This window comes from Nocardia sp. NPDC004415, from assembly GCF_053602435.1.
On sequence record NZ_JBSGDP010000029.1, the window covers coordinates 44942 to 68949 of the forward strand.

The 24008-nt window shown below is 69.8% G+C and carries 22 protein-coding genes and 1 tRNA gene; 5 read left to right on the plus strand and 18 right to left on the minus strand.

All coding sequences use genetic code 11. The features are described from left to right. Positions 1–101: 101 nt before the first annotated feature. The 3 genes from ACWEMY_RS15960 to ACWEMY_RS15970 all read left to right on the plus strand — a co-directional run bounded on the left by ACWEMY_RS15960 (position 102) and on the right by ACWEMY_RS15970 (position 2757). Positions 102–1190, plus strand: coding sequence for an alpha/beta fold hydrolase (locus ACWEMY_RS15960; RefSeq protein ID WP_452390609.1), 1089 nt, complete (start codon positions 102–104; stop codon positions 1188–1190). 102 nt (positions 1191–1292) lie between these two features. Further along, positions 1293–2138 carry an alpha/beta fold hydrolase gene (locus ACWEMY_RS15965; RefSeq protein WP_452390610.1) on the plus strand — a complete coding sequence of 282 codons (846 nt, stop codon included), beginning with the start codon at positions 1293–1295 and terminating at the stop codon, positions 2136–2138. Positions 2139–2235: 97 nt separating this feature from the next. Then, positions 2236–2757 carry a hypothetical protein gene (locus tag ACWEMY_RS15970; RefSeq protein ID WP_452390611.1) on the plus strand — a complete coding sequence of 174 codons (522 nt, stop codon included), beginning with the start codon at positions 2236–2238 and terminating at the stop codon, positions 2755–2757. Positions 2758–2812: 55 nt separating this feature from the next. Here the strand turns inward: ACWEMY_RS15970 and ACWEMY_RS15975 are convergent, their stop codons facing one another. From ACWEMY_RS15975 to ACWEMY_RS16000, 6 genes are all read right to left on the minus strand, one after another. After that, the gene (locus ACWEMY_RS15975; protein WP_452390612.1) at positions 2813–3616 is read right to left on the minus strand and encodes a HEAT repeat domain-containing protein; all 804 of its coding nucleotides are present in this window, start codon (positions 3614–3616) and stop codon (positions 2813–2815) included. Then, on the minus strand, positions 3603–4040 hold the full coding sequence (locus ACWEMY_RS15980; protein ID WP_452390613.1) for a DUF6228 family protein: 438 nt from the start codon (positions 4038–4040) through the stop codon (positions 3603–3605). Before ACWEMY_RS15980 ends, ACWEMY_RS15975 begins: the two co-directional genes overlap by 14 nt. 156 nt (positions 4041–4196) lie before the next feature. Next, positions 4197–4272, minus strand: a tRNA-Thr gene (locus ACWEMY_RS15985). 57 nt (positions 4273–4329) lie between these two features. Beyond that, positions 4330–5529 carry a DNA polymerase III subunit delta' gene (locus tag ACWEMY_RS15990; protein WP_452390614.1) on the minus strand — a complete coding sequence of 400 codons (1200 nt, stop codon included), beginning with the start codon at positions 5527–5529 and terminating at the stop codon, positions 4330–4332. A 160-nt stretch (positions 5530–5689) separates the two neighbouring features. Continuing rightward, on the minus strand, positions 5690–8614 hold the full coding sequence (topA, locus tag ACWEMY_RS15995) for a type I DNA topoisomerase (protein ID WP_452390615.1): 2925 nt from the start codon (positions 8612–8614) through the stop codon (positions 5690–5692). A 237-nt stretch (positions 8615–8851) separates the two neighbouring features. Then, on the minus strand, positions 8852–9058 hold the full coding sequence (locus ACWEMY_RS16000) for a cold-shock protein (RefSeq protein ID WP_019044597.1): 207 nt from the start codon (positions 9056–9058) through the stop codon (positions 8852–8854). Positions 9059–9491: 433 nt separating this feature from the next. On the opposite strand from ACWEMY_RS16000, the gene ACWEMY_RS16005 reads away from it, so the two are divergent. Then, the gene (locus ACWEMY_RS16005; protein ID WP_452390616.1) at positions 9492–11882 is read left to right on the plus strand and encodes a DEAD/DEAH box helicase; all 2391 of its coding nucleotides are present in this window, start codon (positions 9492–9494) and stop codon (positions 11880–11882) included. A gap of 289 nt (positions 11883–12171) precedes the next feature. Here the strand turns inward: ACWEMY_RS16005 and ACWEMY_RS16010 are convergent, their stop codons facing one another. The 7 genes from ACWEMY_RS16010 to ssd all read right to left on the minus strand — a co-directional run bounded on the left by ACWEMY_RS16010 (position 12172) and on the right by ssd (position 17732). Further along, entirely contained in the window at positions 12172–12525 is a 354-nt protein-coding gene (locus tag ACWEMY_RS16010; protein WP_452390617.1) for an Rv3654c family TadE-like protein, read from the minus strand. 302 nt (positions 12526–12827) lie between these two features. Further along, the gene (locus tag ACWEMY_RS16015; protein ID WP_452390618.1) at positions 12828–13184 is read right to left on the minus strand and encodes a TadE family type IV pilus minor pilin; all 357 of its coding nucleotides are present in this window, start codon (positions 13182–13184) and stop codon (positions 12828–12830) included. Next, positions 13181–13390 (minus strand): DUF4244 domain-containing protein, encoded by a 210-nt coding sequence (locus tag ACWEMY_RS16020; RefSeq protein ID WP_375932937.1) that lies wholly within the window; start codon positions 13388–13390, stop codon positions 13181–13183. The genes ACWEMY_RS16015 and ACWEMY_RS16020 overlap by 4 nt, the downstream gene beginning before the upstream one ends. Before the next feature lie 72 nt (positions 13391–13462). Next, positions 13463–14113, minus strand: a complete 651-nt coding sequence (locus ACWEMY_RS16025; protein WP_452390619.1) for a type II secretion system F family protein — start codon at positions 14111–14113, stop codon at positions 13463–13465. A 336-nt stretch (positions 14114–14449) separates the two neighbouring features. Next, positions 14450–15211: a type II secretion system F family protein gene (locus ACWEMY_RS16030; protein WP_452390620.1), complete on the minus strand. Its 762-nt coding sequence runs from the start codon at positions 15209–15211 to the stop codon at positions 14450–14452. A 209-nt stretch (positions 15212–15420) separates the two neighbouring features. Then, on the minus strand, positions 15421–16602 hold the full coding sequence (locus ACWEMY_RS16035; RefSeq protein WP_452390621.1) for a TadA family conjugal transfer-associated ATPase: 1182 nt from the start codon (positions 16600–16602) through the stop codon (positions 15421–15423). After that, positions 16599–17732 carry a septum site-determining protein Ssd gene (ssd, locus tag ACWEMY_RS16040; protein ID WP_452390622.1) on the minus strand — a complete coding sequence of 378 codons (1134 nt, stop codon included), beginning with the start codon at positions 17730–17732 and terminating at the stop codon, positions 16599–16601. The genes ACWEMY_RS16035 and ssd overlap by 4 nt, the downstream gene beginning before the upstream one ends. A 415-nt stretch (positions 17733–18147) precedes the next feature. On the opposite strand from ssd, the gene ACWEMY_RS16045 reads away from it, so the two are divergent. Continuing rightward, complete coding sequence (locus ACWEMY_RS16045; RefSeq protein ID WP_452390633.1) at positions 18148–18942, plus strand: HAD-IB family hydrolase; 795 nt, start codon at positions 18148–18150, stop codon at positions 18940–18942. A gap of 431 nt (positions 18943–19373) precedes the next feature. Here ACWEMY_RS16045 and ACWEMY_RS16050 read toward each other — a convergent pair whose 3' ends face one another. The 5 genes from ACWEMY_RS16050 to ACWEMY_RS16070 form a co-directional block, all read right to left on the minus strand. Then, entirely contained in the window at positions 19374–20123 is a 750-nt protein-coding gene (locus ACWEMY_RS16050) for a Fic family protein (RefSeq protein ID WP_375932922.1), read from the minus strand. An 11-nt stretch (positions 20124–20134) separates the two neighbouring features. Then, the gene (locus ACWEMY_RS16055) at positions 20135–20299 is read right to left on the minus strand and encodes a hypothetical protein (RefSeq protein ID WP_375932919.1); all 165 of its coding nucleotides are present in this window, start codon (positions 20297–20299) and stop codon (positions 20135–20137) included. A 182-nt stretch (positions 20300–20481) separates the two neighbouring features. After that, positions 20482–22152, minus strand: a complete 1671-nt coding sequence (locus tag ACWEMY_RS16060) for a dipeptide ABC transporter ATP-binding protein (protein WP_452390623.1) — start codon at positions 22150–22152, stop codon at positions 20482–20484. Then, a complete protein-coding gene (locus ACWEMY_RS16065) occupies positions 22149–23078 on the minus strand; it encodes an ABC transporter permease (protein WP_452390624.1) in 930 nt (309 codons plus the stop codon). The genes ACWEMY_RS16060 and ACWEMY_RS16065 overlap by 4 nt, the downstream gene beginning before the upstream one ends. Beyond that, on the minus strand, positions 23071–23997 hold the full coding sequence (locus ACWEMY_RS16070) for an ABC transporter permease (protein ID WP_452390625.1): 927 nt from the start codon (positions 23995–23997) through the stop codon (positions 23071–23073). Before ACWEMY_RS16070 ends, ACWEMY_RS16065 begins: the two co-directional genes overlap by 8 nt. Between the last annotated feature and the right edge of the window lie 11 nt (positions 23998–24008).

The window sequence follows — 24008 nt, forward strand, 5'->3', positions numbered from 1 at the left end:
TGTGACCCAGTCGACAACAAATGGGACACTGTGACCCGCTAACACTAGCTAGCGCGCGTGCTTGCACTGTACGGTGGCCTACGACACAAAGGAGTGCCGACATGCTTGCGAAGTCGATGAAGACGCTCGCGGCAGCGCGAAACCTGGTCTCGCACGTAGAGACCGGCGCCCTGACCGCCCAGTACCGTGCCGCGCTGCGTAACCGCAGCTTCGCGACGGAGAGGCTCAACGCCCCCACCGTCGCGCACGAGGTCGTTCCGGTCACCACCGCCGACGGCGCGAACCTGCGGGTTCACGTCTACGGCCCCGAGACCGCCCCCACCCTGGTCCTGATCCACGGCTGGGCGTGCAGCATCGAGTACTGGAACCCGCAGATCAGCGCCTTCGCCGGCGAATACCGCGTGGTCAGCTACGACCAGCGCGGCCACGGCGATTCGACCCTGGGCACCGTCGCCCCCAGCGAGCACACCCTCGCCGACGACCTCACCGCCGTCCTGGACGCCACCCTGCGCCCCGACGAGCGCGCAGTCCTCGTCGGTCACAGCATGGGCGGCCTCACCATCCAGGCCTGGGCCAAGCACCACCCCGAGCAGGTCGCCGAGCGGGCCGCCGCCGTGCTGCTGGCCAACACCGCCAATGCCGACATCCGCTGGGAAACCGACATGCTGCCGGTGCTGAACAAGCAGCTCACCTTCGGCGAGTACCCGGTCACCGTGCTCGGCGCGCCCGTGCGCATGCCGCAGCCGATCAGCGAGTCGCTGCTGTTCGCGCCGCTGCCGATCCCCGCGGGCTGGCTCACCGAACAGGTCTTCCGCTACCGCATCGTCACCCCCGAGGCCACCGCCGACGAGGTCGACTTCGCGATCGGCATCATCCGTTCCTGTCGCCCGCTGGCCCGCGGCCGCCACGCCGCCGCCATGGCCGACATGGACCTGTCCGAGGGCACCGCCAACCTCAACGTCCCCACCACGGTGATCGCCGGCGCCCAGGACCGCCTGCTCCCCCAGCGCCTCTCGCGCCCCCTCATCGACACCCTGCGCCGCACCGGCCACCTCGCGGATTTCCACATCCTCCCGCACGGCCACCTCGGCAATATCGAAGACACCGCCGCCTTCGACGCCGTCCTCCGCCAGATCCTGCTCTCCGCCACGAACTCTCGGGCCACCCGCCGCAACGTCGCCGCCCGCTGACCCGAGTCAGGTCTCCTGAGCCGGTCAACGGCGATTCGCTCAGGAGCACCCCGTGAAGGGCCCTCGACCATGTCGGGGGCCTTTTCCGTTAGGCTTGAAAAGGTGACTCTTCGGCACATGGCGGTGTTCGAGTACGGCGGCGAGTCGATCCACTACGCCCAGCGCGGCTCCGGTTCGCGGGTGGTCATCTTCCTCCACAACCTGGGTTCGAGTCGGCTCATCTGGGAACCGGCGATCGCCGGACTCGACGACCGTTTCACCGCGTACGCCCTGGACTTCCCCGGCTACGGCGACTCCCCGCTGACGACCGAGCCGAGCATCGACCGCCTCGTCGAGATCCTCGAGGGCCTCGTCGCCGAGATCGGTGCCGAGCGCATCGATCTGGTCGGCAACTGCGTGGGCAGCGCCGTCTCGCTGCTGTTCGCCGAGCGCAACCCGTCGACCGTCGGGTCGATGGTCCTGTTCAACCCCGCCACCGCCGCCACCCTCGCACCGACCCCGCTGGGCGTGCTCGCCCGGCTGGCGGCACGAAATGTCTTCCCCCACCGCCTGCTTCGCGCGCTCACATTGCCGAAGCCGATCGCCGACGCGATCGTGTGGGCCCAAACCGGCACCGGCCGGGTCGCGACGTCGAACGCGGGGACCAGGGAGCGGTTACGAGACCTGTGGACCGACAAGGGGCGCATCCTGCCCATGGCGGGCATCGCCGCCGCCGTGGCCGTGCCGTTCGAGCGCATCGACCGGATGTCACCGGATGTGTTCGCCGACATCAATGTCCAGATGATCTGGGGCGAACGCAACAGAGTGCTCTCCGCGAAAGCGGGCCGCGAACTCGCCCACCGCCTCGGCATCCCCTACCTCGGCCTTCCCACCGCGGGCCACCTCGCGATGCTGGAAACACCCCCGGAAGAAATCGACGACATCCTGCGCGCGACCCTCACCCCGTAATCACCTCCCACTGACCTCGGTCAAGGAACAGGCCACCGGCGCCTATGCCCGCGCCCTGCCCGTCCTCGCCCTCGGCATCTGCGCGGGCGCGGGCTACATGGCCAGAGCCGTCGCCGACGACCCCCGCCTACGCGCCTTCACCGCCGTCGCGGGCTATTACTCCGACACCACCCAGTTCCCCGCCGACGCCTACGCTCTCGCCCGCGGCCGCACCGCCGAGAGCCACTGGAACGACACCGGTACCGCCGCGACCATCCTCGCCGTGTCCCCCGACAACGGCGACGTGGCCGTGCCCCTGACCGAAGCCTACGAGTACTACGGCACCCGACGCGGCGCCGTAGCCAACTACACCAACGCCTTCGCCGTCCAATCCCTGGCCTACACCAGCCTTTTCGATGCCCAGTCCGCCGCGCCCCGCCTCACCGTCCCCTTCGCGATGATCCACTCCGAACACGCCTTGGCCCCGATGCTGGCCCGCAAGTTCTTCGCGAACGTGGCCACGCCGAAGTCCGAACTCTGGCTCGAGTCAACCGGCCAGATCGACTTCTACGACGACCCCGAACTCATCACTCCCGCCACAGAATTCGCTGTCGACCTGTTCCGCTCCACCCTCGGATAGACCGCGATCCCGACTCCTGTTCTCCCACAGCGTGTTACGCCTGTACGGAGCAGAGTCAGGATTCGCGCGCCGCGATGGCGGCCTGGATCCGCCGCAGTGTGCGCAGCCCCTTCTTCGCGGCCACACTCACCATCCCGTCGAACACCGTCGACCCTCTGTCCTCGGCCATCAGCCGCTCCAGGGTCGGCACCGCGCGATCGTCCCCGGTCGACCCGAGCGCGACCGCCGCCCAATACCGCTGGTCCGGATCATCGCTGCGCGCCGCCGCGCACAACCGGGGGATGATGTCCGGCGCGAACCTGGCCAGCGCACTGGCGATGTAGCCGATCCGGAAGTACCGCCGGTTCTCGAACTCCTCCCACAGCGCGGCCAACGCCGCCTCCCCACCGATCAGCCCGAGCGCCTCGGCAGCCCGCTCCCGCATCCAGGTATCCGAATCCCGCAGCAGCGGCGCCACCGACGCAACCACCGACTCGTCCCCCAACTCCCCCAACGCGATCACCGCCTGCTCCCGCGCGATCTGTTGCGGATGCTCCAACATCGCCACCAACCCGGGAACCGCCGCCCGCACCCCCAGCGCCGCACATCCCATCGCGGCCCACGCCTGGCAGTTGTACCGAGTGTCGGCGAGCGCGTCGAGCAGCGACGGCGCCAACGACGCGTCCCCGAACACCGCCGCCCGATTCAACGCCCGGCTGTAGAGCGCCCGATGGTAGGCCGGATAGTCACGAACGAGCACCCGCAGCGTTTCCTTCGCCGACCCGTCCCCCGCACCCGCCCGCTCGAGCAGAACCCGCAGGTTCTCCTCCCGGGTCTCGAGATCGCCATCCCGAAGAAGTCGCACATCAGCTGAGTCCACCCCGCAACGATACGGCGAGCTCCCCGACCCACCGCACCATCTGCTCCCCCACCTCGACCACCACCGTCGTGGACGCCGACCAATTCCCGTCCGCATGCCGCCACGGCCGGACGGTCCAGGTCAACCCGATATGACCCCCGGACCCGAAAACCGCCTCGATCCGCAGATCCCGGTCCACGCTCGACCATTCCCGAACGCCGTCCCAGCCGGCGAAGTCGGCGCACAAACCATCGAAGAACGGGACCAGATCACACTCGCCCATCACAGCCAACGTCACTCGATGCAGGGCCGCGCGCAGCCCGGGCCCGCCGACCTCGACACAAACCTGAACCGATCCATCGTCCCAAGGATCGACCCGATTCCCCAGCCGAACCCACGTGCCGAAACCTGGATCCCCCATGGACGTCCACGCGTCCTCATCCACGCAACAGTCACAGTCGATCACTACGTCCCCCTCGAATCGACACGCCGATCAAGCGGCCCAACTCGCACCCGGCCGCATGGACCAATCCATCAGCCGGTTCCGGGCGAGCCGAAACGAGAAAGGCCCTCCCCGGCAAACCGGAAAGGGCCTCTGACCTGGAGCCGCCTGGGGGAATCGAACCCCCGACCTTTTCATTACGAGTGAAGCGCTCTACCGACTGAGCTAAGGCGGCGTGCCTTTCGGCGACGCGAGTCTATCGCGGGGAGGGGGTGAATGCGAAAACGGGTGGTCAGGTGGTGCGGGCGGAGATGAGGGTGGCGACCATGGCGGCGACGGCGAAGCGGGGTTTGACGTTGAGGTCGAGGGCTTCGCGGCAGGCGAGGACGGCGTCGATGCTGCGGAGCAGGCCTTCGGGGCGGACGGCGGTGGCGAGGTCGGTGATCTCGGTGGCCATGTCGGGGTGGGTGAGGGTGATGGGGGTGCCGCGACCGGCGAAGCGCATGGCCAGGGCGTCGCGGTACATGCCGGCGACGTCGATGAGGGCGCGGTCGAGGGCGTCGCGGCCGGTCCGGGTGGCGCGGGACTTCTGGCGGCGTTCGAGGTCTTTGAGCACGCCGGCCGAACCGCGGGTGGCTGACGCGGCGCCCTTGCCGGTGCCGCCCGCGCCGAGGGCGGTGGCGAGTTCGTCGCGTTCGCGGTCGTCGCGCTCGGCACTCATCTGCTTGGCTTCGTCGTCGGCCGATTTCACCAGTTCGTCGGCGGCGGCGTAGGCGGCGCCGGGGCGTTCGGTGGCGGTGACCAGGGCGAGGGCGCGCTTGCGACGCTTGCGGGCGTCGTCATCGGTGGCCAGACGGCGGGCCCGGCCGACGTGGCCGCCGCTGACCGAGGCAGCCCATTCGGCGGTCTTCGCGTCGAGCTGATCGCGCTCGCGCAGTACATGCGCGATGGCGGGCACCGACGGCGTGACGAGGTGGACGTGCCTGCACCGCGAACGCAAGGTCACCGAGATGTCCTCGGGGTCGACCGAGGGCGCGCACAGCAGGAACACCGTGCGATCCGGCGGCTCCTCGACGACCTTCAGCAGCACATTGCCCGCCGCCTCGGTGAGCCGGTCGGCGTCCTCGACGACCACCACCTGCCAGCGCCCGGTGCTCGGCCGCCGCGAGGCGACCTGCACGATCTCGCGCATCTCCTTGGTGCTGATGCTGAGCCCTTCGGGCACCACCCTGCGCACGTCACCGTGCGTCCCGGCCATCGTCGTGGTGCAGGCGTGGCACTTCCCGCACCCGACCACCTCGGGATCGGTGCACTGCAAGGCTGCCGCGAAGCACAGCGCGGCCACCGACCGACCCGAGCCGGGTGGGCCGGTGAACAGCCACGAATGCGTCATCGCCCCGGTGACGACACCGGCCCGCGCCGCCGTCGCGGCAGCGGTCAGCTCCGCCTCGACCACGTCCTGGCCGACCAGTCGATCGAAGACACCTGCCACGCCAGACACCCTAGTCGCGGGCTACGACAGGTTCGGCGAACGGGCCCACCGCGACCGGTCTCAGCGACCGAGGCTCGACGCCACGATGGACAGCGGCACCGGGTTGCGGATGCTGCTCCGTGCCCGCCGGATACAGGACGGCGGGCCGAATCACCCCTGGTCAGTCCTCGTCCGAAGCGGCGGGTTTCGCCGGAGCCTTCTTCGCCGCGGTCTTCTTGGCCGCCGTCTTCTTGGCAGCGGTCTTGGTCGCCGTCTTGGTGGCGGTCGACTTGGCCGCCGTCTTCTTCGCGGGCGCCTTCTTGGCCGCCTTCTTCGCGGTGGTCTTCTTGGCGGCCTTCTTCACCGGCCCCCGCGCGCGGCGGTCGGCCAGCAGCTCGGAGGCGCGCGCGTCGGTGATCGACTCGACCTCGTCGCCCTTGCGCAGGCTCGCGTTGGTCTCGCCGTCGGTGACGTACGGACCGAACCGGCCGTCCTTGATCACCATCGGCTTGTCGGTGGCCGAGTCCTTGCCCAGCTCACGCAGCGGTGCGGCGGCAGCGGCCTGACGACCCCGGCGCTTGGGCTCGGCGTAGAGCTTGAGCGCCTCGTCCAGGGTGACGGTGAACAGCTGCTCCTCGGTCGCCAGCGAGCGGGAGTCGGTGCCCTTCTTCAGATACGGGCCGTAGCGGCCGTTCTGGGCGGTGATCTCCTCACCGGAGGTGGGGTCGGCGCCGACCACGCGCGGCAACGACAGCAGTTTCAGCGCGTCGTCGAGGGTGATCGTGGCCAGGTCCATCGACTTGAACAGCGAGCCCGTGCGCGGCTTGACCTCGGCGGCCTTCTTGGTGGTCTTCTTCGCCGGGGCAGCGGCCGGGTCGGGTGCGGGCGGATCGGGCAGCACCTCGGTGACGTACGGGCCGAAACGTCCTTCCTTGGCGACGATTTCGTGCCCCGACACCGGGTCGACGCCGAGTGAACGGCCTTCCTGCGGCGTGGAGAACAGCTTCTCGGCGACCTCGGGGGTCAGCTCGTCGGGCGGCAGATCGTCGGGCAGGTTGGCCCGCTGCGAGATCGGATCACCTTGCGGGTCATCGGGATTGACGACCATCCGCTCGAGGTACGGACCGAACCGGCCGACCCGGACCACGACGTCGCGGCCCTCTTCGTCGACGAACATCTTGATCGAGTTCACTTCGCGGGCGTCGATGTCGTCGAGCTGCTCGCCGACCATCTTCTTGAGCCCGCCCGAGCGCGCGACCGAACCCTCGGCGCCGTGGTCGCCACCGAAATAGAAGCTGGTCAGCCAGTTTCCGCGCTGCTCGCGGCCACCGGCGATCGCGTCGAGGTCGTCTTCCATCGCGGCGGTGAAGTCGAAGTCGACCAGCCGGCCGAAATACGCCTCGAGCAGCCCGACCACCGCGAACGCCACCCACGAGGGGACCAGCGCGCTGCCGCGCTTGTAGACGTACCCGCGGTCGAGGATGGTCTTGATGATCGAGGAGTACGTCGAGGGCCGGCCGATGCCGAGCTCTTCGAGCGTCTTGATCAGCGACGCCTCGGTGTAGCGGGCGGGCGGGTTGGTGCTGTGGCCGTCGGGGGTGAGCTCGACGGCGGTGACGCCCTGGCCCTCTTCCAGTGCGGGCAAACGGGATTCGGCGTCGTCGGACTGGCCGCCGGCTTCCTCGTCCACGCTCTCGACGTAGGCCTTCAGGAACCCGGGGAAGGTGATGGTGCGGCCCGAGGAGGAGAACACACACTCCTCGCCGGTGCGGGCGGTGCCGGTGATGCGCAGGGTCAGCGTCGTGCCGCGCGCGTCGGCCATCTGCGAGGCGACGGTGCGCTGCCAGATCAGCTCGTAGAGCTTGAACTCGTCCTGGTCGACCTTGGACGCCAGCTGGCCCGGCGTCATGAAGGTGTCACCGGACGGGCGGATCGCCTCGTGGGCTTCCTGCGCGTTCTTGACCTTGCGGGTGTACTGGCGCGGCGACGGCGAGACGAACTCCGCGCCGTAGAGCTGGGTGGCCTGCGAGCGCGCCGCCGCGATAGCCGACTCCGACAGCGTGGTCGAGTCGGTACGCATGTAGGTGATGTAGCCGTTTTCGTAGAGCCGCTGGGCCACCCGCATGGTGCGCTCGGAGGTGAAGCGCAGCTTGCGGCCCGCCTCCTGCTGCAGCGTGGAGGTCATGAACGGCGGGTACGGCTTGCGCGTGTACGGCTTGGCCTCGGCGGAGGACACGACCAGATCGGCGCCGTCGAGCGCCTCGGCCAGCCTGCGCGCGTACGCCTCGTCCAGCACCACGACGCCGGAGGCCGACTTGAGCTGCCCGTCGGAACCGAAATCGCGGCCCGAGGCCACACGGTCACCCTGGACCTGCACGAGGCGGGCGCCGAAAGTGCGCGGATTGGTCGAATCGGTGGCCTCGTCGGGGCCCGCGTCGAGCTTGGCGGCGATGTCCCAGTACTCGGCGGACCGGAACGCCATGCGCTCACGCTCACGCCGCACGATCACCCGGGTGGCCACCGACTGCACGCGACCGGCCGAGAGCCGGGGCATGACCTTCTTCCACAGCACCGGACTGACCTCGTAGCCGTAGAGGCGGTCCAGGATGCGGCGGGTCTCCTGCGCGTCGACCAGATCGTTGTCGAGCTCGCGCGTGTCGGCGGCGGCGGCGAGGATGGCCGGCTCGGTGATCTCGTGGAAGACCATCCGGCGGACCGGGACCTTCGGCTTGAGCGTCTCGAGCAGGTGCCAGGCGATCGCCTCGCCCTCGCGGTCGGGGTCGGTGGCGAGGTAGAGCTCGTCGGCGTCGGCCAGCAGGCTCTTGAGCTCGGAGACCTTGGCCTTCTTGTCCGGGCTGACCACGTAGATCGGCTCGAAGTCGTGATCGACGTCGACACCGAGGCGGGCCCAGGACTGGCCCTTGTACTTGGCGGGCACGTCGGCGGCGCCGCGCGGAAGGTCGCGGATGTGGCCGACCGAGGCCTCGACGGTGTAGTTGCGGCCCAGGTAGGGCGCGATCTTGCGGGCCTTCGTCGGGGACTCGACGATCACGAGACGACGCAGGGGACGCCCCTGGTCGGCTGAACTGCGGTCTCGTGTTGCCACCGGCGAACACCTTCCTTCTAGATCCGCGCGTCGGGTGGTCCGCTCGGTGCGCGACTGGGGCAGACGGCGCGACGTTCGGACATCGCCACCAGTGACGTTTATACCCTGCGCGCCTGGGTAGCCGCGTCGACCAGGCTACGAAGACACCCGAAAGTCATACGGATCGGGGCCCGGAAACGGCTCGTCCCCCACCTCCGAAGACGGAGGTGGGGGACGGGCGTTGATGGGTTTCGCAGCTCAGGAGAGCGCGCGAACGCCGGTGGCCTGCGGGCCCTTGGTGCCCTGGCCGACCTCGAACTCGACCTTCTGGTTCTCTTCGAGGGTACGGAAGCCCGTGCCCTGGATCTCCGAGTAGTGGACGAAGACGTCAGCGGAGCCGTCCTCGGGCGCGATGAAGCCGAACCCCTTCTCCGCGTTGAACCACTTCACAGTTCCCTGTGCCATTCTGTTCCTTCTCTTTCTTACCGGAACGGCGGACAACTGGGTTCGTCCACCGGGCCCGTTCCGACCGCTGTACTGTTGGTCCCCCTGCAAGGAAATCCTGAGCACGGCGTTCGCAACATCGATCCTGCTGATGGTTGGACCTTCGATCCGTCCCTCGAACACAGAAGCTTGCGACCGAGACCCAGTGAACCATGTCTTTGAGCAATTCAACAGCCGAGTTACCGACAATTTGCAAAATTCTTGATCTTGCGAATGTGCAGGTAAGGGACACATTGGGTGAATCCGTACTTTCAGTCTGTTTGCTTCAGGATAACCGGGTGAGCTTCCAGCAAACCAGCTGTGACCCAGGTCGCTATTGGGTTACGAAATCGCAGGTCGCGGTCTCGGCACACACACGTTTCACACTTCCCGTGTCGCGGGAGAGGGGTCAGGGATGAATCCGACAGACCGGACCGGGGTTCGGCAGCCCGGAACAGGCGAAAGCTACGGTCGATCGTTGCTGAATCGTGTCCTGACAGACGTGGTCGCCGGCGCCGACCCGCTGACCCACGTCGCCGAGCTCCCCGCACAGCGCGCCCGCACCACACCGTGGCCGGAATGGACGCCATCGGAGCTGGTCACAGCCCTGAACGCGAACGGCATCGACCTGCCGTGGGAACACCAGACCCGCACCGCCGAGCTCGCGGCCGCCGGAAACCACGTCGTCGTGAGCACCGGAACGGCCTCCGGGAAATCTCTCGGCTACCAACTGCCGGTCCTGACCGCCCTGCACGCGGACCCGCGCGCCACCGCGCTGTACCTGTCGCCCACCAAGGCGCTCGGGGCCGATCAGTTGCGGGCCGTCACCGGCCTGATCCACGACAATCCCCTGCGTGAGGTGCATCCGGCCGCCTACGACGGCGACACTCCGACCGAGGTCAGGCAGTGGGTCAGGGCCAATGCGCGGTGGATCTTCACCAATCCCGACATGCTGCACGTCGGCGTGCTGCGCTCACACCAGCGCTGGGCGCGGGTGCTGCGCAATCTTCGCTACATCGTGGTCGACGAATGCCACGCCTACCGGGGCGTGTTCGGCTCGCACGTGGCGATGGTGTTGCGCAGACTCCGCCGTATCGCCCGTTTCTACGGCGCCGACCCGGTGGTCGTGCTGTGCTCGGCGACCAGCGCCGACCCCGCCGCCTCGGCGAGCAGGCTGATCGGCGCACCCGTCACCGCGGTCACCGACGACGCCTCGCCACGCGGGGCGCGGACCGTCGCGCTCTGGGAGCCGCCGCTGAGCACGATGATCACCGGGGAGAACGGCGCGCCGGTCCGGCGCACCGCGACCAGCGAGGCAGCCAAGATCATGGCGAGCCTGGTGACCGAGGGCGCGCGCACGCTCGCCTTCGTGCGGTCACGGCGCGGGGCCGAGCTGATCGCTCTGGACGCACGGAGAATCCTCGCGGAAACAGCACCTGAACTGCGGGAACGGGTCGCCGCGTATCGGGCCGGCTATCTGGCCGAGGACCGGCGCGAGCTGGAGAACGCGCTGTCGCAGGGCGCGCTGCTCGGCGCGGCGAGCACCAACGCGCTCGAGCTCGGCGTCGATATCGCCGGGCTCGACGCCGTGGTCATCGCCGGTTTTCCCGGCACGGTGGCCTCCTTCTGGCAGCAGGCGGGACGAGCCGGCCGACGGCTGCAGGGCTCGCTCGTGGTGCTCGTCGCCACGGACGACCCGCTCGACACCTACCTGGTGAATCACCCGGAAGCGCTGCTCGACCGGCCCATCGAGGCCACCGTCACCGACCCCTACAACCCGTATGTGCTCGGCCCGCAACTGCTGTGCGCGGCGCTGGAGCTGCCGCTCACCGACACCGAGGTGACCGAACTGCGCGCCACGGAAGTGCTGGCTGACCTGGCCGAACAGGGAATGATCCGGCGCCGGGCAGGGGTTCGCGGGCAGGAAGGGCGCTGGCATGTCACCGCGCACAGCCATCCGCACGACGCCGTCGACGTGCGGGGTGGGCTCGGCACGCCGGTGGCGATCGTCGACGCCGAGACCGGGCGGCTGCTCGGGACCGCCGATGCCGGCCGCGCGCCCGCGACCCTGCACGACGGAGCCGTCCACCTGCACCAGGGCGAGACCTATCTGGTCGACGAACTCGACCTCGACGGCGGGGTGGCCTTCGTCAACGAGGTGGATCCCGGCTTCACCACCAGCGCCCGTCAGGTGACCTCGATCCGCGTCGAGGAGGTGCTCGCCCAGCGGGTCCACGGGGGCGTCACCGTCGCATCCGCGCAGGTCGCGGTGACCAACCAGGTGGTCGGGTACCTGCGCACACTGGTCACCGGGGAAGTGCTCGACCAAGTGGAACTCGACCTGCCCGCGCACACTCTGCACACCAGAGCCGTGCTCTACACCGTGACGCCGGGCCTGCTCGCCGCGGCGGGCATCACCGACGACGCGCTGCCCGGCGCCCTGCACGCCGCCGAACACGCCGCCATCGGGATGTTGCCCCTGGTCGCGGGCTGCGACCGGTGGGACATCGGCGGTGTCTCCATCGCCGAACACCCCGACACCGGCGCGCCCACGGTGTTCGTCTACGACGGCCAGCCCGGCGGCGCAGGCTTCGCTGAGCGGGGATTCGCCCAGCTCGAGACCTGGTTGACGGCCACGCTCAGCGTCATCGGCAGTTGTGCCTGCCAGGACGGCTGCCCGTCCTGCGTGCAGTCGCCCAAGTGCGGCAACGGCAACAACCCCCTCGACAAGGACGCGGCGGGTCGCCTGTTGAGCGCGGTGCTGAGCGAGTTGCGAGCCCACGAGAAGGGCCATTGCGAGCTGTGACGCTCGCGCGGTGTTGACGTGACAACGGCGACACCTCGCCCGCCGATTACTGGTCGACTGTCCGAATTTGCGCTGACCAGCGGTGGAGGGCGGGTCGGCGATTAAAAAGGACAGGTTTTCTGTTAACTGACGCATTGCCCGGCGATACGCGCGAGTAACCACCACCATTGTTTTCATTTTTTTCGCCGTGTCATCAAAGAATGCGCATGGAATGGCATCGGGGCCTATTCGGCGAATTACCGAATAGCCCGGGGCGGAACTACCACCGGCCGGTGTGAACACTTCTGTGTCACCCACTCTCGTCCACCGGACCGGCGCGGGCCGTCGCCGCGACAGTGCGCATACCGAACACCCCGAACGACACCTCCGCCCGCACCGCCACCACCACATCCCACTGCTCGACCGCGCACCGCCCGACCGCCGCGCCCATCCGTCCGGCGACCTCCCCCGCCGCCGCGCATCCGGCGTCCGCACCCTCCACGAGCCTCCCCGCCGCAGCCAGCGCGCCCAGATCGGCGGCTGCCTGCGCCCGGTGCCTGGCCGCCACCACTGATCCGACATGTCCTACCAGCAGGGTGGCGGCGATCAGCCCCGCCAGGGCGAAGCACGCGAATGCGGTCGCCCCACCTCGATCTGCCCGCATCGCGCGCCGGACCCTCGCGCCGCGCGCCGTCCACCGCCCTATGCGAGGGTCGGTTCGCGATCTCGGAGTCACCCACCCCGTCACCGCGCCCCAGGGGCCGGTTCGCGACCTCCGGGGAGCACTCCCACCACCGCACGGGTCGATTCGTGACCTCCGGGTTGACCGCCCGGTCACCACACCACAGGGATCGGATCGTGATTTCCGGACTACCTGCCCATCACCGCCCGGGTCGGACCGCGACCGCCGGACTGCCCGCCCAGCACCGCACAGGTCGGACCGTGACCTCCGGACTGCCGGTTCCATCACCGCACCCCGGGCTCGGTGATGGCGACTGCCTGCGCGTGTAGGCGGAGCCCGGGGAGCAGGGGTGTTTGTGCCGAGACTGTGGCGACAATCCGGTCGCCTTCGGTGCGGAGGTCGATCGTCGCGCCGGGTGGAGCGACGGTTTTGCCCGCAGCGTGTGCGTGGGCGGTGTCGCCTCGGGCGGCGAGGCGGGCGGCTTCGCGGGCGGCGTCCTGGCAGCGGACCTGGGTGGACGCCGCGAGCAGGGCACCGATGCAGAGGGTGACGGCGCAGACGAGGGCGGCCAGGGCGATGGCGGCTTCCACCGTCACCGCGCCTGCGTCGCCCGCGAGTCTGCTCGGGTTCCTGCCGGTCACACGCTGGTGTTGAGCGCCTTGTCGATGATCTGGGTCAAGGCGTTGACGATGCTGTCGCCGGTCACCACCCCGTACAGCACCGCGCCGAACGCCGCCGCCGCGATCGTGCCTATCGCATACTCTGCGGTGCTCATCCCGTCGTCGTCGATCAGCAGGCGTGTGAGCCTGGTGCGCGCCCCTATATATACGGTGCGAACGAACGTCATCGTGTTCTCCTCTTCTTCCACACCGTGCGGCGGATCCGCAGGGTGACGATTCGGTGGCCTCGTCGAGGCCGGTCACAGCAGGCCTCCGTCGCCGAGCACCCGGTCGGCGAGGCCGATCACCACCGGGACGATGCCGAGACAGACGAAGGCGGGCAGGAAGCACAGGCCGAGCGGTCCGCCGATCAGTACGCCCGCGCGCTCGGCACGTGCCACCGCGGCATCCTCGACCGCCTCGCGCCGCTGGACGGCGAGTTCGCCGACCGCATCGGCCAGCGAGGCGCCGGACCGCGCGGAGCGGCGCGCCATCCTGGCCAGCGACTCGACTTCGTCGGCGCCCGGCGAACTCGCCGCGTCAGCGGCCGCCCGCTCCCAGGCCGTCGCGGCATCAGCCCCGAGTGCCAGCAGATCCGCAGCCCGCAGCAGCGCGGTCCGTAAGACCGGCGGCGCCGTCGGCGCGGCGGCCCGTGCGGCGGCCGCCATCGGCAAGCCCGAGCGCAGACACGCGGCCAGCAGATCGAACGCCGAAGCCGACCCCAGCGGATCAGCGCGCCCCGGCCCCTGGCTCTCCCGCACCACACCGACATCGGTCCCCGCCAGCGCCCGCACCCGTCGGCTGACGGCCACGCGCCCCGGCAGAACCAGAACCGCTATCGCCGCCACAACCAACGCCCCCGGCGACACTCCCCCAACCAGCTCGACCACGACACTCCCTCCCGACTCCATCGATCGATCCCCACCTGTCCACACCACGTCTCAACCCACCGACCTGTCCTCCTGCCACCGCTGACACGCGCCATCCACACCCGGCCATCGAGCGATCCGGCCGACCGCAGCACGTGAGAACCGCAGGCATGTCCGTCACGGCCGTCCTTCGAGCGGTCCCCAACTGTTCACACCCGGCCATCGAGCGATCCGGCCGACGACAGCACGTGAGAACCGCAGGCATATCTGTCACGGCCGTCCTTCGAGCGGTCCCCAACTGTTCACACCCGGCATGTCTGCTCCTCCGGCTCCAACGACAGATGCCGACCCCCGAGTGCTCGACGCCCGGGACTTTCGTCATGCGGTGCTTCGGCGGGTGATGGCGTCTGTCCACAGCAATCCACAGCAGGCCAGGGTGGCGCCGAGTGGGAGGAGGAGTTGGCCGGCGGGGGAGGTGAACAGGACGGTGAGGGGGGCGGCGCCCATCAGTTGGCCCAGGGCTATGCCGATGACGGGGAGGCCCGCGAGGACGGTGGCGGAGGCGCGGGCACCGGCCAGGGCGGCTTCGGTGCGGTCGCGGAAGCGGAGGCGGCCGAGGAGGTCGGTTCTGGCGGCGGCGAGGAGTTCGGCGAGGGCGAGGCCGTGTTGCTCGGCGACGCGCCACGCGCTGGCGATGCGGGAAAGTTCTTCGGCCACTGGTGAATCCGGGTGGATCCAGCCGTCGGCCCCGGAACCGCCGAGGCGGCTGCGGCCCGCGCTGACGGACAGGACGCGTGCCGCTTCGCCGCGTGACTCGTTCGCAGCGGACTCCGCGGCCGCGCTGGGGTGCGCGCCGACCCGGAGCTCACCGATGACCGCTTCGATCCCGGCCAGCAGATATCCACATTCCTGGCGGCGATTACGCTCGCCGAGCCCACGCCGCCGCCGCACCGCGAAGGTGACGCCGACGATGAGGGCCGCCAGCCCGATACCGAGGCCGAAGACGAAAGCCGCTGCCCCGACGGCGATTCCCGCACACCACTCCACAGGAACCTGTCGCGGCGCACGCGGACGAACCTGCCCGAACACCCGGCCTAATCTGCGCTTGTCCCCAGCCATCGGCAGGACGAGCAGCGCCACCGCACAGCAGAGCAATCCTGTCCCCATCGATCCACACCCTTCCTCACCTCTACGAGAGCCCTACGACGCCTCAGCAGTCGAAACTTGGCCACTGGGGTCGCGGATGACGTTCTGTCCCACCGGCCTTCGACGCAGAATCACGCTGCTCCTGCCGCCTACGCCGACAGCCGCTGCGGCTGGCACCGCCGCCCGACCGACGCGACAACTGTTCATCCGAGCCGCACCTCGAGCAGTCGCCGCAGCTCGGCGGAACCGGGAGTCGGGAGGTCATCGGAGCGCCAGGCCGGGGTGATGTGGATGCCGTCGGGATCGCGCTCCAGGACACCTATTTCGCGGAGTACCCGGGTGCCGTCGGCTCGCCGGTGGACGTGCAGGACGACCTGGACGGCGGCGGCCAACTGGCTGTGCAGGGCGGCGCGGTCCATGCCGCCGAGGGCGGCCAGGGCTTCCAGGCGGGCGGGGACTTCCTGTGGCGAGTTGGCGTGGACCGTTCCCGCGCCGCCGTCGTGGCCGGTGTTGAGTGCGGTGAGCAGGTCGACGACTTCGGCGCCGCGGACCTCACCGACGACGATGCGGTCGGGGCGCATGCGCAGGGCCTGGCGGACCAGATCGCGGACGGTGACGGCGCCGACGCCTTCGACATTGGCGGTGCGGGCGACCAGGCGTACGACGTGGGGGTGGACGGGCGCGAGTTCGGCGGCGTCCTCCACACAGATGATGCGTTCGGCCGGGTCGACCGCGGCGAGCAAGGCGGACAGCATCGTAGTTTTTCCCGCTCCGGTGCCGCCGACGACCAGGAAGGCCAGCCGTGCGCGGACGATATCGACCAGCAGCTGGTGGGCCGCGGGCGGTACCGACCCCGCGGCGGCGAGTGCCGCCAGGCCCTGGGTGGCCGGGCGCAGCACACGCAGCGACAGGCAGGTGCCGTCGTGGGCGACCGGGGCCAGGACCGCGTGCAGGCGCACACCGAAGGCGTCGCCGAGGGTGGCCTCGGTGCCCGCGAGCTTGCCGTCGACCCAGGGTTGCGCGTCGTCGAGGCGGCGGCCGGCGGCCAGGGCGAGACGCTGGGCCAGGCGGCGGACGGCCGCTTCGTCGGCGAAGCGGACATCGGTGTGTTCGAGGCCGTGACCTCGATCGATCCACACCGAATCGGGTCCGGTGACGAGCACATCGGCCACGCGGGGATCGTGCAGCAGCGGTTCGAGCAGCCCGGCGCCGGTCATCTCGGTCTGCAACAGGCGCAGGGCGCGCAGCAGGTCGGTGTCGGCGAGGACGCCGCCTGCTTCGGCGCGGATGGCGGCGGCCAGCTGGGCCGCGTCGGGGACGCCCGTGTGTTCGGCGAGGCGTTCGCGGACGCGTTCGAGCAGTTCGACGGTGACGAAGGTGGTCATCGCCGCTCCGCCCCGGCGACGGCCAGGACCGCGTCGGCCGCGTCGCGCAGCGGGCCACGGCGGCGCACTGTCAGTCCGCCGCGTTCGAGCCGGGCGGCCAGGCCCGCCTCGCCGCGCACCGCCGCCAGCAGCGGTAGCCCGAGCACTTCGGCCACCTCGGCACCGCGCAGCCCACCGGGTGCGGGACCGCGAACAATCAAGCCCCGGTTGGGATTTCGCTCACCCAGATATCCGGCGACCACCTCCGCCGCGGCGACCGCGCGCAGCCGGGCCGGCACGACGAGCACGACCAGATCGGCGGCATCGACCATCGCGTCGGCCGCCGAGCCGCGTTCGCCGGACACGTCACAGATCACCAGATCGCCTGCGGCCCTGCCGGATTCGATGACGGCACGCACCGCGGCGGGAGCGAGCTCGGTGAGTGGACGCTCGCCGGCGGGTCCGTGCCGCCCGCCACGGCCCCGCCCGCACGAGAGCACCGCCAGGCCAGGAGCCGCCGCGGGTAGCGCGCTGTGCAGGGCGGCGGCGGAGACGCGGCCGTCCTCGATGACCAGATCGGGCCAGCGCAGGCCCGCGGTGTTCTCCATACCGAGGACCAGGTCGATACCACCGGCGAGCGGCGCACCGTCGATCAAGATCGTGTCGCGCCGCAGCTGGAGCGCCGCACCGCGCAGGGCCGTGGCGGCGGCCAGAGTGGTCGCGCCCGCGCCGCCACCCGCACCGGCGATCGCCACGACCACCCCTTCGCCGGTGCGCAGTTCGGCGTGTTCGGCGAACTGCTCGACGAGTGCCACCGCGCCGCCGGGTAGCGCGACCACCCGTTCGGCACCGACGGCGGTGGCGGCCTGCCAGTCCGGAACGGCCGGTTCGCCCTCGGTGACCAGCACGATTCCGGGTCTGCGCGGACAGCCCGCGGTGGTGGCGGCCGTGGCGGCGGCGGTATCGAGGATCACCAACCCGGCGGCGGACCAAGCGTGTCTGCTGACCGGCATGACCCGTTCGTCGGTGACGCGTTCGGCCGCGGCCGCCACGCGACGGACTTCGTTGCGCAAGCGGGGATCGGCGACGAGCACGAGAGCGGGCGCGAGCGCGGCCTGCGCGGGGCTGCGGGGCGGTGCGGCGAGGTTCATGCAGCTCAGCGTGGTCGAAACCGCGAACTGTCAACACCCACCCGGGGGCGATTGTGGATAACTCGGGGGTGTGGAGAACTTTCACACACCGTGCCGGAAATAGAGGACGGCCCCAGCCGGGGGGGAGGAGGCTGGGGCCGTCGGGTTCAGCCCCGGGGGGTCGGGCTGAACGCGCCTGGACCATGTCCAGGTGCCAGCAATACTACACCCATCCCCCGCCGCGGGCGCAAGTAGCGTTCGCCACCATCTTCAGGCGATTCGCGGCTCCGGCGTCCCCGGGGCAAACCCTGTGAAGTCGCTGTGCAGGGCGCCTCCTGCGGACCCGGCCGCGCGTGCCTATCCTGATGACGTGACCGACGATCGTGACCAGACATCGCCTACGGACACAAGTCTCGCCGATGCGGCGCGCGCGCCGGTGCCGGGCGGACGCGTCGCGGCGTTCTTCGATCTCGACAAAACGGTGATCGCGAAATCGAGCGCGTTCGTGTTCAGCAAACCGTTCTACGCCCAGGGTCTGCTCAACCGCCGGGCGGTCCTGGAGAGCAGCTACGCGCACTTTTTGTTCCTGCTCTCCGGTGCCGATCACGACCAGATGGAAAAGATGCGGGCAAACCTGGCCAACATGTGCGCGGGCTGGGATGTCGAGCAGGTGAAATCCATTGTGGCGGAGACACTTCACGAGCTCGTCGACCCGGTGATCTACGCCGAGGCTGCCGATTTGATCGCCGATCACAAGATCCGCGGACACGATGTGGTGATCGTCTCGGCCTCCGGCGAGGAGATCGTCAACCCGATCGCCGAAGCGCTCGGCGCCTCGCACACCGAGGCCACCCGGATGGTGGTCGAGGACGGCCGCTACACCGGTGACATCGAGTTCTACTGCTACGGCGAGGGGAAGGTGGCCGCGATCGAGAAGCTGGCCGCCAGTGAGGGTTACGACCTGTCGCGCTGCTACGCCTACTCCGATTCGGTGACCGATGTGCCGATGCTGAGCGCCGTGGGTCATCCGACCGCGGTGAATCCCGATCGCGGGCTGCGCAAGGAGGCCGCCGCGCAGGGCTGGCCGGTGCTGATCTTCTCGAATCCGGTGTCGCTGTGGTCGCGGTTCCAGGCGCCGTCGGGCACCACCGTGGCCGCCACCGCCGCGGTCGGGCTGAGCGCGATCGTGGCTGGCGCGATCAGCTACCGGTTGCTGCGGAAACGTCGCTGACCTGCGTCGGGATGGCAACGCTCCAGCACGGATCGCCGTCTGACACGCCGAAAATCGCGGTAATCGGTAATGCCTGAGAAATGCTTGATGTGAGTGCAGTCACAGTGTAAGAATGGAGGCACGGAAGGACGGAAGGCCAAGACGGAGCCGGAAGAGAAGGCATTCGCCTCCCATCCCACCCTTCCCAGCACGGACGCCAGGCACCCACGCGGAGCGCGCCGCGACAAGGGCAGCAGAGTTGTGGGCCTGCGAAATTCGGACAGTCGTCGGCGAACGCCTCGCACAGGTTGCGGGGATGAACCGGCGGGGTTCGGATGATCGCCGAGGCCACCGAACACAACCCACCCCAGCACGCTTGGTAACCGGGTGTTCCGTGCTCAGCGGGCGGCGAGACCGAGGAATCGGTTACGCCGCCCGCTTCGATGTGCGGGTCAGTTCGCGGCGGCCGCGTCGGCGATCGAGTTGGCCTCGCGCGCACCGTCTTCCAGCGCGCCCGCGCAGAACAGCACCCAGCCGCCCACTCCCTCGGCGGTGCCCATGCCGAAGCCGGCGGCGGCGTCGAGATAGGCCTGGCGGCGGCGCAGCCAGAAGACCTCGGGGACGCCGAGGCTGTGCGGGTCGAGGCCGCTGGCCACCGCGACCAGCCGGGACGCGCCGCGCGCGACCACGCCGTCGGCGGTGCCGAACGGGCGCAGGGTCAGCAGTTCACCGTGCACGACCGCCGCGATCACCGGTGCGGGGGCCTTGCTGGACTGGACGGTCTGCACGAGCATGTCGAGGCGCTCGGCGACGCCGGGGGTGGTGCGCGGTCGGCCGAGTTCGAGCTGGTCGTCGACGAGGTCGGCGGCGGCGAGCAGGTGCAGGCGGGCCAGGGCCTGGAGCGGGGCGCGGCGCCAGGTGCCGACGAGGTTGTTCAGCGCGTCGCCGTCGAGGGCCTGGCCCACGCGCAGGGCGCCTGCCAGGACCGGATCGCTGACCTGGCCGTCGGCGGGCAGGTCGGTGCTCGCGCCCTCGATGGCGGCCGACGAGCGTGCCGCGCGGACCGCGGCTTCGGCGGCGGTGGTCGCCCAGCCGCGCCGGTTGGACCGGTGCCGGTGCACCGCGGCGAGCGCGTCGCGGGCCTTGTCGGCGGCGTCACGCACGCCGGGCAGGTCGACCAGGGGCTGCAGCGGATCAGTCACGGCATACGAGGCTACCGTTCGAGCACAGCGCCATCGACGAGGACATGCAGCCCGCCCACCCGCGGCCAGGCGCGGTCCGGCCACAGCGTTTCGGCCAGCCGCTTGGCGGCCGGGGTGTGCGCCCGGCGCCGTCGCGCTTCGAGCTCGGCCTGGCGTTCGGCATCGATCCGGTCCATCGGCGTCTCCTACCCCTGCGACTCGACCACGCGGACCCCGCCCACGCTACGCCGACGAGCCGCGACCGCACGCTGAATTCCGGCCCGGCATACCGCCTCGACGCCGGGTGTGCGGTCCGGATACCCGGCGGGCAGCGTCACCCACGCGCGCCACAGCCCGTGACCACCCGGCTTCGCGACGGTCAGCCGAGGAGCAGCTCCCGGCCCGGAATCGCCTCCAGCAGCGCGCGCGTGTAGTCCTGTTCCGGGGCCGCGAACACCTGGTCGGTGGTCGCCGCCTCCACCACCTCGCCCGCCCGCATGACCAGCACGTTGTCGGCGATCTGCCGGACGACGGCCAGGTCGTGGGTGATGAACAGATACGTCAGACCGAGTTCGGCCTGCAGGTCGTTGAGCAGGGTGAGGATCTGGGCCTGGACCAGGACGTCGAGGGCCGAGACCGCCTCGTCGCAGACCACCAGCTCCGGTGACAGGGCCAGCGCGCGGGCGATCGCGACCCGCTGACGCTGCCCGCCGGAGAGCTCGTTGGGATAGCGGCGCAGCACCGAGGCGGGCAGCGACACCTTGTCGAGCAGGTCGCGCACCGTCGCCGCGCGCTCGGCGGCGGTGCCGATCTTGTGTACCCGCAGCGGTTCCTCGACGGTGCGGAAGATCGAGTACATCGGGTCGAGCGAGCCGTAGGGGTTCTGGAAGATCGGCTGGACGCGGCGACGGAAGGCGAAGGCGCGCTTGCGGTCCAGGGTCGCGACCTGCTGTCCGTCGAAGGCGACACTGCCCGAGGTCGGCGCGAGCAGACCGAGGACCATCTGCGCCAGCGTCGACTTGCCCGAGCCGGACTCGCCCACGACAGCGGTGGTCGTACCCCGCTCGACGGTGAAGCTCACGTCCCGCACGGCGACGAAATCGGTGGACTGCCACGGCCGGGTGCCCCGGATCTTGAACGCCTTGGTCAGGTTGCGCACGTCGAGTACGGTGTCGGGCAGTTCCTCGCGCTCGGCGACCTCCACCGCCTGCGCGCGCACCTGGGCCCGCTGTCGCGACGACGACATCCGCTGCGCGGCCAGCGAGGGCGCCGAACGCACCAGCTTCCTGGTGTACTCGTGCTGTGGATCGCGCAGGATCTGCTGGGCCGGGCCCGATTCCACGACCCGGCCGCGATACATCACCACCAGGTGCTCGGCCCGTTCCGCCGCGAGCCCGAGGTCGTGGGTGATCAGCAGGACCGCGGTGCCCAGCTCGGTGGTGAGGCCGTCGAGGTGGTCGAGGATCTGGCGTTGCACGGTGACGTCGAGCGCCGAGGTGGGCTCGTCGGCGATGAGCAGTTTGGGGCGGCACGACAGGCCGATGGCGATGAGCGCACGCTGGCGCATCCCGCCGGAGAACTCGTGCGGATACTGGTTGACCCGGCGTTCGGCGTCGGGCATGCCCGCCTCGGTCAGCAGCTCGATCGCGCGCTCGCGGGCGGCGGCACCGGTGGCGATGCCGTTGGCGGCCAGCGTCTCCCGGATCTGGAACCCGATCTTCCACACCGGGTTCAGGTTCGACATCGGGTCCTGCGGGACGAGCCCGATGCCGTTGCCGCGGATCGCGACGATCTCCTTGGCCGAGGCGGTCGTGAGCTCGGTGCCGTCGAAGCTGATCCGGCCGCCGGTGACCTTGCCGGTGCCGGGCAGCAGGTCGATGATCGCGTGCGCGGTGGTCGACTTGCCCGAGCCGGACTCGCCGACGATCGCCACGGTCTGCCCGGGGAAGACGGTGAGGTTCACCCCGCGCACGGCGGGCACCGGCTTGCCGTCGGTGGTGAAGCTGACCTCGAGGTCGCGGATGTCGAGCAGCGGTTCGGGCTCGCTCATCGGGTGCGCTCCTTCGGATCGAGCGCGTCGCGCACCGCGTCGCCGAGCATGATGAAGCTCAGGACGGTGACGGCCAGCGCGGTCGCCGGATAGAACAGGATCGGCGAGGTGCGGATCTCGCTCTTGGCCCTGGCGATATCGGTGCCCCAGGACACGATCTCGGGCGGCAGGCCGACGCCGAGATACGACAGCGTCGCCTCGGTGACGATGAAGACGCCCAGCCACAGCGTCGCCACCACGATCAGCGGGCCCGCCGCGTTCGGCAGCACGTGCCTGCCCAGCGTACCCAGCCGGGAGACGCCCAGTGCCTCGGCCGCGGTGACGTATTCGCTGTTCTTGGCCTCGATCACCGCGCCACGGGCGATGCGCGCGGCCTGCGGCCAGGTGAAGGCGACCAGGATCAGGATCACCGTCGTCACCGTGGCCGGGCGCAGCAGTTGCAGCAGCACGATCGCGGCCAGCACCATCGGGATGGCGAAGAAGACCTCGGCCACGCGCGAGACGATCGCGTCGAGTACGCCGCCGAAGAATCCGGCCAGCGCGCCGAGCACGCCGCCGACCAGCAGGAACAGCAGCGCCGCGCCGACTCCCACGCTCACCGAGGCGCGGGCGCCGTAGATCGTGCGGGCGTAGATGTCACAGCCCTGCTTGTCGAATCCGAACGGATGACCCGACCGCGGCGTGTCCATGCCGTATTCACCCAGGCACAGGCGCGGGTCCTGCCCGGTGAACAGCGACGGCCAGATCACGACCAGCAGCACCAGCGCGATCAGCACCACCGCCACCAGGAACACCGGATTGCGACGCAACCGGCGCCACGCGTCGCCCCAGATGCTCGTCGGGGTGCCGGTGTCGGTGACCCGGTCGGTGGCGAGCACCTCCACCTCGTCGGGCGGGGCCACGAAATGCCGCTGACTCTCATGCATAACGGATCCTCGGGTCGAGCGCGGCGTAGAGCAGGTCGACGAGCAGGTTCATCACCAGGAAGATCACCACCAGCACCGTCACGAACGACACCACCGTCGGCGGCTCGCCGCGCGTGATGGCCTGGTAGAGCGTGCCGCCGACGCCGGGGATGTTGAAGATGCCCTCGGTGACGATGGCACCCGCCATCAGCGCGCCGAAATCGGCACCGAGGAAGGTGACCACCGGGATCATCGAATTGCGCAGGATGTGCACGGTGACCACCCGCCTGCGGCCCAGCCCCTTGGCCGTCGCGGTGCGCACGTAGTCGGCGGATTTGTTCTCCGCCACCGAGTTCCGGGTCAGCCGCAGCACATAGGCGAACGACAGCGACCCGAGCACGAACGCCGGCACGAGCAGCTCACCCAGGCTCGCCTTCCCGCTGACGGTCACCGGCGCGATCCCCCACTTCACCCCGAGGAAGAACTGCGCGAGATAGCCGACGACGAACACCGGCAGCGCGATCAGCACCAGACTCGCGATCAACATCGTCGAATCGAACAGCTTGCCTTTGCGCAGGCCGGCGATCAGCCCGAAGACGATGCCGAACACGCCCTCGATGAACACCGCGAGAAACGCCAGCTTGATGGTGATCGGGAAGGCCCGTTCCAGTTCGGCGCGCACCGGCCTGCCCGAGAACGAGGTGCCGAAATCGAGGGTGAGAATTCCTTTCAGATAGTGCAGGTACTGCACGATGAACGGCTGATCGAGGTGGTACCGGGCGCGCAGGGCCGCCTCGGCCGCCGGGGTGAGGGGCTTCTCCCCGGCCAGCGCCTTGATCGGATCGCCGGGGATCAGGAACACCATCGCGTAGATCAGCAGCGTCGCGCCCAGGAACACCGGGATCATCTGGAGCACGCGCCGCAGTATGTACCAGGCCATCGTCGCCCGCT

Coding starts and splice junctions, on each gene's coding strand:
- ACWEMY_RS15960 (WP_452390609.1), top strand. CDS start 102: ATGCTTGCGAAGTCGATGAAGACGCTCGCGGCAGCGCGAAACCTGGTC.
- ACWEMY_RS15970 (WP_452390611.1), top strand. CDS start 2,236: ATGGCCAGAGCCGTCGCCGACGACCCCCGCCTACGCGCCTTCACCGCC.
- ACWEMY_RS16000 (WP_019044597.1), bottom strand. CDS start 9,058: ATGGCACAGGGAACTGTGAAGTGGTTCAACGCGGAGAAGGGGTTCGGC.
- ACWEMY_RS16005 (WP_452390616.1), top strand. CDS start 9,492: ATGAATCCGACAGACCGGACCGGGGTTCGGCAGCCCGGAACAGGCGAA.
- ACWEMY_RS16010 (WP_452390617.1), bottom strand. CDS start 12,525: ATGCGGGCAGATCGAGGTGGGGCGACCGCATTCGCGTGCTTCGCCCTG.
- ACWEMY_RS16020 (WP_375932937.1), bottom strand. CDS start 13,390: ATGACGTTCGTTCGCACCGTATATATAGGGGCGCGCACCAGGCTCACA.
- ACWEMY_RS16025 (WP_452390619.1), bottom strand. CDS start 14,113: ATGGAGTCGGGAGGGAGTGTCGTGGTCGAGCTGGTTGGGGGAGTGTCG.
- ACWEMY_RS16035 (WP_452390621.1), bottom strand. CDS start 16,602: ATGACCACCTTCGTCACCGTCGAACTGCTCGAACGCGTCCGCGAACGC.
- ssd (WP_452390622.1), bottom strand. CDS start 17,732: ATGAACCTCGCCGCACCGCCCCGCAGCCCCGCGCAGGCCGCGCTCGCG.
- ACWEMY_RS16055 (WP_375932919.1), bottom strand. CDS start 20,299: ATGGACCGGATCGATGCCGAACGCCAGGCCGAGCTCGAAGCGCGACGG.
- ACWEMY_RS16060 (WP_452390623.1), bottom strand. CDS start 22,152: ATGAGCGAGCCCGAACCGCTGCTCGACATCCGCGACCTCGAGGTCAGC.
- ACWEMY_RS16065 (WP_452390624.1), bottom strand. CDS start 23,078: ATGCATGAGAGTCAGCGGCATTTCGTGGCCCCGCCCGACGAGGTGGAG.
- ACWEMY_RS16070 (WP_452390625.1), bottom strand. CDS start 23,997: ATGGCCTGGTACATACTGCGGCGCGTGCTCCAGATGATCCCGGTGTTC.